Origin of the sequence: Pseudomonas putida, assembly GCF_028682455.1 — a bacterium.
Taxonomy (GTDB): Bacteria; Pseudomonadota; Gammaproteobacteria; order Pseudomonadales; family Pseudomonadaceae; genus Aquipseudomonas; species Aquipseudomonas putida_AA.
Window position 1 is genome coordinate 1 of record NZ_JANHLD010000008.1, and the last position, 8,248, is coordinate 8,248.

At 62.2% G+C, this 8,248-nt stretch carries 7 protein-coding genes; 2 read left to right on the forward strand and 5 right to left on the reverse strand.

Annotation, left to right across the window (positions count from 1 at the left end; all coding sequences use genetic code 11):
* The coding region (locus NPS58_RS29425; protein ID WP_274118595.1) for a GNAT family N-acetyltransferase at positions 1-600 on the forward strand (600 nt) is incomplete at its 5' end.
* Here NPS58_RS29425 and NPS58_RS29430 read toward each other — a convergent pair.
* Positions 597-1,484 carry a LysR family transcriptional regulator gene (locus NPS58_RS29430; protein WP_274116353.1) on the reverse strand — a complete coding sequence of 296 codons (888 nt, stop codon included), beginning with the start codon at positions 1,482-1,484 and terminating at the stop codon, positions 597-599. The two genes, NPS58_RS29425 and NPS58_RS29430, sit on opposite strands and share 4 nt — an antisense overlap.
* A gap of 112 nt (positions 1,485-1,596) precedes the next feature.
* Here NPS58_RS29430 and argC point away from each other — a divergent pair, with 112 nt between their 5' ends.
* On the forward strand, positions 1,597-2,523 hold the full coding sequence (argC, locus tag NPS58_RS29435; RefSeq protein ID WP_274116354.1) for an N-acetyl-gamma-glutamyl-phosphate reductase: 927 nt from the start codon (positions 1,597-1,599) through the stop codon (positions 2,521-2,523).
* Positions 2,524-2,574: 51 nt separating this feature from the next.
* On the opposite strand, the gene NPS58_RS29440 is transcribed toward argC, so the two are convergent.
* The 4 genes from NPS58_RS29440 to NPS58_RS29455 form a co-directional block, all read right to left on the reverse strand.
* On the reverse strand, positions 2,575-3,762 hold the full coding sequence (locus NPS58_RS29440; RefSeq protein WP_274116356.1) for a DUF6708 domain-containing protein: 1,188 nt from the start codon (positions 3,760-3,762) through the stop codon (positions 2,575-2,577).
* Positions 3,762-7,187 (reverse strand): toxin VasX, encoded by a 3,426-nt coding sequence (locus tag NPS58_RS29445; RefSeq protein ID WP_274116357.1) that lies wholly within the window; start codon positions 7,185-7,187, stop codon positions 3,762-3,764. The genes NPS58_RS29440 and NPS58_RS29445 overlap by 1 nt, the downstream gene beginning before the upstream one ends.
* Positions 7,184-8,053 (reverse strand): DUF4123 domain-containing protein, encoded by an 870-nt coding sequence (locus tag NPS58_RS29450; protein WP_274116358.1) that lies wholly within the window; start codon positions 8,051-8,053, stop codon positions 7,184-7,186. The genes NPS58_RS29445 and NPS58_RS29450 overlap by 4 nt, the downstream gene beginning before the upstream one ends.
* Positions 8,046-8,248, reverse strand: a 203-nt coding sequence (locus tag NPS58_RS29455; protein ID WP_274118596.1) for a hypothetical protein, incomplete at its 5' end; no start/stop codon positions are given. The genes NPS58_RS29455 and NPS58_RS29450, both read right to left, overlap by 8 nt.

Genomic DNA, 8,248 nt, shown 5'->3' on the forward strand with positions numbered 1-8,248 from the left:
CTGTACAACCTGTACCAGTACGGCATCGGCTTCGAGGTTCACCTGTACATCGAGGCAATGAAGGCCGCTGGCGAACTGAGGGTCGAGCTGATCGTCGCCACCGACCGGGACGAGCCGCAGACCGTCACCGGCTTTGCCCTCTACCTGCCGGTACAGGGTGACCCCGAGGCCTGCACCCTGGCATACCTGGCCGTGGACCAGGACTACCGCCGCCAGGGCATCGCCCGAGCCATGCTGGAGCAGATGACCGCACGCTTTCCCCATGCGGAACTGGCGTGCGCAGTGGGCAAGGTGGCGTGCTTCGAGGCGCTGGGCTTTCAGGTGATTGGCGTGCGAGGGCCGCAGGTATTGATGAACACCCGCGACCACGCCAGCAACGGCCAGGTGGCTATGGTGGATGTAGCGCCGATCTATCGCACCCTGGAGGTGCGGCAGATTCATACCTACCTGCTGCAACAACACGGCAAGCGGGCCATGGTCGATGCCGAGAAGCAGCGCGACCGGCACCTGGACCAATTGCAGCGCAAGGCCGAGGCCTTTGTGCTCGAACGGCTCGACCCGGCGGCCGTGCAACCGGGCACGCGGATAAAGTTGGTCTAGGCCTGCCCTGCCAACTCCACCAGCACCTGCAGCACATGCCGGGTGCTCTGCTCCACCTGCCCTTCACGGCTGGCGATACCCAGGTGACGCCACAGCCCCGGCCGTAGCGGGCGCATGCACAGGCGCGGGTCGGGCTCCGGCGAACTGGCTTCGTGGGGCAGCAAGGTAGCGCCATAGCCAGCCGCCACCAGGCTCTTGATTGCATCGTTGTAGTTGAGCTGGATACGCGCCTGCGGCTGCAGGCCGGCCGTGGCGAACCATTCACCGGTCACCCGCGACAACTGGGTAGTGCTGTCGTTGAGGATCAGGGCACGGCCGGCCAGCCAGGCCGGGGTGACACGCGCAGGCGGCGCCCAACTCGTCGGCACGAACGCCATGATCGGATCGCGGCGCCACGGCCGGATCTGCACGCCCTTGGCCGCCGCCTGCGGCAAGGCCACCAGCCCCAGGTCGAGGGTGCCGTCCTGCAGGCGGGCCAGGGATTCACGCGAGGTCAGTACCTGCACCTGGACGTCGATGCCCGGGTGGCGCACGCCGAGGGTGTCCAACGCTTGCGGCAGCAAATGGGCGATGGCACCGGTCGACGCGCCCAGGCGCACCCGGCCGCTCAGGCCCTGGACCTGGCGTTGCACCTCATCGAGTGCCTGTTCGGCGTCGGCCAGCAAGCGCCGGGCACGCTCGAGCAGGGTTTCCCCAATGGCGGTGGGATGGATCTGCCCACGCCGGCGCGACAGCAGCGGCGCACCGATGCGCGCCTCGAGGTCGGCAATGTGCAGGCTCACCGTGGGCGGGGCGAGGTTGAGGGCACGGGCCGCTTGGGCGAACGAACCCAGGTCGGCGATCACCACAAGGGTGCGCAGGCGGTCGAGACTGATTTCACGCATGGGGTGTGATCATTCAGATTTGATGAATGTCAGCATCATGATATTCAAATTTTCTTTCGTCCAGATCGGCGCGAGCATAGGCACTTCCCTGACCTGATTCGTTGAGTACCCCATGCACCAGCCCGTTGTTTTCATCGATGGCGACCAAGGCACCACCGGCCTGCAAATCCATGCCCGCTTGAACGGTCGCGGCGACCTGCGCCTGCTCACCCTGCCAGCGGCCGAACGCAAGGACCCGGTGCGCCGCGCCGAAGCGATCAACAGCGCCGACGTGGCCATCCTGTGCCTGCCCGACGACGCCGCACGCGAAGCGGTCGGCGCCATCGTCAACCCGAATGTACGGGTGATCGATGCAAGTTCCGCCCATCGCACTACGCCGGGGTGGGTGTATGGCTTGCCGGAGCTGAACGAGGAACAGGCCGAGCGTATCGCCCAGGCCAAGCGGGTGAGCAACCCGGGCTGCTACCCCACCGGCGCCATCGCCCTGTTGCAGCCCCTGGTGAGTGCGGGGCTGCTGCCTGCCGATTACCCGCTGACCATCAATGCCGTATCGGGCTATTCCGGTGGCGGGCGTGCGGCGGTGGAGCGCCATGAAGCCGCCGGGGCGCAAGCAGCGCACAGCTTGCTGGTGTATGGGCTCAACCTGGACCACAAGCACGTGCCGGAGATCCAGCAGCACGCCGGCCTGTCGCAGCGGCCGGTGTTCGTGCCCAGCTATGGCAGCTACCGCCAGGGCATCGTGCTGACCATCGCCCTGCAAGAGCGGCTGTTGCCCGACGGCGTAGCCGCCGGGCAGCTGCAGGCGTGCCTGGAGCAGCACTACCACGGCGCCCGTCATGTACAGGTGGCGGCGCTGGAAACAGGTGGCAGTACCACCCAGCTCGACCCGCAGGCACTGAACGACAGCAACGACCTGCGCCTGGCGGTGTTTGCCAACCAGGGGCAGGTGCTGTTGACGGCGGTGTTCGACAACCTGGGCAAGGGGGCTTCCGGGGCAGCCGTGCAGAACCTGGAGTTGATGCTGGCGGCGATGGGCTGATCGGGCTATCGCTGCCCTTTCAGCTAACGCTTTGACAACCATCATCCGCCATCAATGCAATCCCGCCGCCTTGCAGGCCTCGACGAAGGTCGAGCCGTTTTTGTCCATGGCGTGCTTGACCTGTTGGTTGGCTTTCACCAAGGCCGCACTCGGCCTGGCCCACTGCTCCGGCGGCAGCGGTTGGGACCAGGCTTGCACCTGTTCGGGGAACGTCGGGCGGCCCTTGCGATGGCCCCATTCGGCAATCATGTAGGGCATTTTCCAGAACACCAGCACGCGGCGCAGGTACCAGAAGCGCAAGGGCCACGGACTTCGTTTCGGATAGCCGAATCTTGCTCGCTCCTTGGCGGAAAGCTGGGCACCACAGTCATCCATATGGCACCGGCTGCGCATGTCTTCGCGTTCGATTTCAAAGGTGTGCAGCCCTTCATAGGGCTTGAGCCGGTCTCCGGTTGGAATAAGCCCCATTGCGGCGAGCAGCGGGTTCGGCGCATCCACCAATTGGCCCTCTTCCATGTAGTTGCGAATCGATGTCCACATACCCAGCGAGTGGGTATCGCTGGGTTGTGGTAGCAGCAGGAATTGCACGGTGTCGTGCTCGTTATCCTCCAGGCCCATGCCCAGGGTGTACTGGCGGGTAGCGCCGTAACTGGTGATGCCCTGGCTAGAGGAAACCCAGGCCACCACACTTTCCCAGGGCACGATCAATACGCGGTGGGTCTTGGGATCGACGTAACAGACTTCGCGGCGTTGGCGGTTGAAACGCACGGGGTAGGTTTTGGCGTCTTCGTAGACGCTGGAGATCATGCCGTAAAGGTAGGCACCAAACGGAATAATAAGAAAAAATGCACCGGTGGCAAATACTTGCACTCCCTCCCCCACAATATCGAAGAACCTTATATCGATTTCCGGAGGGCTACCAACAGCGAGCCAGATAGAGATAAGAACTGGCACTACAAATGCGGTAACCAATACCATCCAGATCGCGGCCGCCAACATCTTTCCCTGCTGCACCATGCCCCGATTATTACCGCCCAACTCCAGATAGGTATCGTTCATCTCCGAAAAATTACGGCGGGAAGACTGTGCCTGGCCGGTGTAAACCGGCAAGGGCGACAAGAACAAGGTTTCACTCAACCCGCCGACGCGAATTTCACCGGCGCGGGGCCGTTGGCTGCGCAGATCCGGGCCGGGCTCGGTGGCTAACTTATTTTTGCGTTTGAACACGTTCTTGAACATCAAGGCGACACCAACTCGTCTTTCTTGATCAACCAGAAAGAGGCCTGGCCGGTTTTGACCGGCATGCTGTCGACGGCGTCGACTTTGAAGGAACCCTGTACCTTGATTTGCCCCCCACGCACCGGGATGACGTACAGATTACGCAGCACGAAACAGGTTGGGTGGATCACTCTGTATTCGGCATCCAGTTGATAGGCGATGGTGAGCGCCAAGGCAAAGGGCTGCTCGTGAAAGTAGTTATCAATGGGCAGGTGCAGCGTCAGCGCTTCGCGCCCTTCACTGGCGACGACGAGACTCGTGGCCCAGGGGGCAGTGCTTTCCCGCCACTCCAGCGGTCGCAGCCTGGAGTTATAAGGCTCGAAAATTCTGCTGTAACGCCCCTGTTGATAGGCCAGCAACTGCACCTGGCGACTGTCCATTTCATGGGTGCTGACGCCGGGCAGCACCAGTTTCAGATAGGTTTTGTTGTCATCGCGAACCAGCTCGCACGTCGGTTGTTGCGTAATCTTGGCGAGCGCACTCCACTCGTCCTGCAGGCTGCGCCGACTGGAGCGTTTACCCCAGGCGCTGGTGTGCATCCAGTCTTGCAAGGGGGTTCGGTGGAAGAAGTTGTACAGTCCCTCACCCGTCAGTTGCAGGGCCGTGCCGATCAGACCAATCAGGTTGGCGTGCGCGGCGATGCCAAGCAGTCGCGGACTGGCTTCGGCCCACGCCAGGGCTCGTAGTTCGGTCGGAGCCCTCATGACCGTCTTGACGATCGAACCCGTGTGTTTCGCGGCCCAGGTGCTGGTGCCAGCCAGCACTCCGTCGCCGGTAATTTGCAGGGTCGTGGCGCCCAGCGCTTTGTAATTGCCTGCGGCCAAGGCTTCACCCCATTGCTGGGAATGTTTACCGAAGCCGATTGTCGCCGCCAGAGCACCAAAACCGAAAGCGCCAAGCCCAGCAATGCCGCTCCAGCTTCCCAAGCGACTCATCGCATTCAACTTACCGGCGGCACTTTGCATCTGCCCAAGATGAGCTTGAAAGAGAGTGACTGACAACCCTTGTACCGCTGCAAATCCAGCCGCCGACATCCCCACAAACGAGTCAAGAATTGCCCACCATTCGCCTTTAGAACGAGTACCCTTTTCATCAACTGCACTCATCGCCTCAATAAACTTCCGCCCCTGAATAACAAACAACGCAAACGCAATCCCATCCGCCTTCGATTGCACCGCTACCGACAGCGGCTTGGTAAAAGTCCCCGTCGCCCGAAAGTCTCGCGCAGCATTGCTCATCTCCACCCGCAAGTTCCAGTCCATCCCCTCGATCACCGTTCCGATCTGCGCCGGGGTGTGGCCACCGGTGGTCAAGGCGCCGGTGAGGCGTTCTTCGAGGGGAACGAGTGCGCTTTTCAACTGGGCGATGTGCCGGTTGTAAACCTCCTCGTTGCCCGGCATTTCGACGCCAATGTGTTGCCTTCCCAGTGATGTCCTGCGTAACTTGTAGAGTTGCTTGAGTTGACGACGCAGTTCCATCGACTGCTCGCGGGCGTTGTTGAACGCCGCAATTTCTGTTGCCGAGGCTGCGCGCAAGGTCAGGCCCTCGCGGGAAAAACCACGCAACAGCTGCAGCCTAGCCGGTGCGCCGATATGCCGAATGAAGTCATTGGGGTCGACGCTTTGCCCCCGCTTGAAGGTGTCGTGAGCCTTTTCGAGTTGATCCGCCGCCTCCAGTTGGTGCGCCGGGTTATAGGCTTGCTCCAACATGCTCTGCAACCCCATGAACTGGCTACTGAGCCTGGCGTAATTGGGCAGGCGCTGGGTCATCAGGGTATGAAACTGGTTGCTCAGCACACTGACGTTGCCGAGGTTTTCCGGGGCTTCGAACGCCTTGACGGTGAGCTGGCTCAGGTCCACCAGTTTTTTCGTGACGTCGGCGTGTTCAGCCAGGGCCAGGGTGTCGAGCCCCGGCACCACGGTCAGCAGGTTCGCTTCCAGGTAGGCGGCGAGTTTTTCAGTGGCCTCGCGGTCGGCACACATCGCCGCCACACACATGAATTCGGTTTCGAGGCGGTGCTGGATCTGCGCATCGAGCGTGAAGTCGTAATACCAGGCCGCGCGGTGAAAGTGCCCCCCGGTAAACAGCTTGAGCCGGTCTTCGCGAATGTTGCGCAGGCGCGTATGCCAGTGGCTGAGCAGGGTTTGCTGCGCGCTGACGAAGGTTTCCATCGCGGCCCGGTCGATCAGGTGGTCGATGCCCCGCTCGCCCAGTGCCGCCCCGTTCAGCACCTGGTGACTGTGCAGATTGAGGGTGTTGAGGGTGTGTTGGTGCTTTTGGTAAAGCTGATCGCCCAAAGCATCCTTCATGCCGACATAGACTTTGGCGAACACGTTGTATTGGGCCGCTTCCCGCCATTGCGCCTCGCTACCGAAGCGGCCCGGATCGGGGCAATCGCGGCGCACTTTCAGGTACTTTTCAATGGCCGCCTGCTGCTGGTCGCTGGTGTCGTCCAGCAACGCCTGGATGTCTTTGTCGGTTTCGCTCATTGCCTCGAGCTGTGCGCCGGTCACCTCGTACAGGGACTGGATGTAGCTACCGCTCAGGTACTGGACCTGGCGGGTATCATCGGCACTCCACTGCCCTAGCCAGTGCGCCACTTTCAATTGGGCGGCGGCCAGGTCACGCATGACGCCGATGTCATCGTGCAGTACCAGGAACAGGTAGTCGTCCTTGTAGGGGCCCTGCACTTTGCTGGTGAGCGCTTCGATGGCCGTAGCGCCGAACAACGGTTGATGTTCCCAGTGGTAGGGCATGTGTTCTTCAGGGTCGGTGCCGTCGGGCAGCGGGTTGGAGCCACCAGGGGCGGTCGACAAGGCGCTCTTCGCAACTTCCGCCAGCCATTTGTCGGCCTGCGCTTTGCTCAGCAGGTGGGCGCCGCCTTTCTCGGGGCAGACCTGCTGAAGGTCGACGCGCTGCATCAGGCGTTGGCGCTGGTCGCTGGAGCCGAGTACCTGCGCGCATTTGAAGGCCGTCCACTGAAGTTCACAGTAGCTGGCGTACAGGGTGTGCTTGCGATTGAACACCAGGTGCGGCTCGCCGACCGCGGTGGTGCGCGTGTCGCTCGAAACCTCCTGCCCGTGCCACAGCAGCTTGGTGATCTGGCCGTTCTCGATACGGTACTCGTGCAATACACCTTTGCTGGCGTTGATGATGTACAGGTAGCCATCGCGCAGCAGGCGAATGCCCAGTGGCTGGCTCTTGAGTGAAAAAGGCATGGACAATTCGCCCGCCGGGTCCGGTTGTTCGACCAGGCCGTAGCGCAGCGGCAGCAATTGCAGGTGGGTTTTCATCAGCGGGCAGACGCCCAGGGGGGAGCGCACGTCCTTGGCGTTTTTGGCCTGGGCTGCGGTATTGGCGCTGACATGGGGGATTGGGGTGGTCATGGGCGTCCTTGTCGATCGGTAGCCTGGTGTTCGGCGAGTTCGGCAGCGCGTAGCACGCGGCTCAATGGCGAATTGGAGGTCGGTTCGCTGAGCAGTTGAACGATCTCGGGGAAGTCGCTCACCGGCTGCCCGGCCAAATAGCCGAATACGTTCGCGAACAGGGTGATTTCCTGCTCCGAGCAAAAGCCTCGCTGGTACGCCTTGTCGGCAATTTTTTGCACGTACGGCCGCCATTCGTGCGCAGCGAACCTGGCCATGAACTCTGGAAAATAAGCGTGCATGTGTTCACCCAGGCGCAAAACGAAATTACGAAACTCCACCTCGCCCAGCGCCGTGAGCTCTTGCTCGGTCAAGCGGTAGGCCGCGGGCTCTGCGATGGCCGGGTCGGGACGCTCGAGGCAGGTCCAGGTGGCCGCTGCACCATCCGGCAGGCAGACCCTCGCCAGCGGACCGAACCAGCGGGCGCTGCCGGCTTGCGCGGCGAGGCTGAACAGGGGATGCATTACCGCAGGGTCGGCGATGCGCAACATGACTTCACCGCCATGCAGATGTTCGACGCTGAGCAGGCGGCGCCAATGGCCGCAGAGGGCATGGGCGTCGGCCTCACTGAACAGCAGATAACCCCACTCTTGCCCGGCATGCGCCACCAGGTGCGCCAGCAGGGGGTCATCCGGCCCCTCCAGTGCGACCAGATAAGGCGAAATATCGGAAATTTCTTGCCAGCGTGTACTCCAGTACAGGCAATACGGGGCATTGCCCCAACGGTGCAGTTGCTGCGCCAAGCCTGGCATGCTCACCCCATCGAGCAACAGGTAGGCCGGCATCCCCCACGGTAGAGCATCGGGCAACGCGAACGACTCATTCATCGCCTGGCCCACCCGGCTGTGCAGCAGTGCTGCAAACGGTGCAGATAGGGTGCTTGCCCTGGTTGGCGATACGTTGCGCAGAGGGTAGCAATGGCACCTGAGCCTGCACGCAGGTTGCCTGGCCACCCGGCAGATTCTTCAGCAGTGCGGCGCCCACTTCGGGCGCGCCGCCGATTTGAACCGGCACGCTGGTCA

Excerpts from the sequence above, each read along its gene's own strand:
- NPS58_RS29430 (WP_274116353.1), bottom strand. The coding sequence starts at position 1,484 with ATGCGTGAAATCAGTCTCGACCGCCTGCGCACCCTTGTGGTGATCGCC.
- argC (WP_274116354.1), top strand. The coding sequence starts at position 1,597 with ATGCACCAGCCCGTTGTTTTCATCGATGGCGACCAAGGCACCACCGGC.
- NPS58_RS29440 (WP_274116356.1), bottom strand. The coding sequence starts at position 3,762 with ATGTTCAAGAACGTGTTCAAACGCAAAAATAAGTTAGCCACCGAGCCC.
- NPS58_RS29445 (WP_274116357.1), bottom strand. The coding sequence starts at position 7,187 with ATGACCACCCCAATCCCCCATGTCAGCGCCAATACCGCAGCCCAGGCC.
- NPS58_RS29450 (WP_274116358.1), bottom strand. The coding sequence starts at position 8,053 with ATGAATGAGTCGTTCGCGTTGCCCGATGCTCTACCGTGGGGGATGCCG.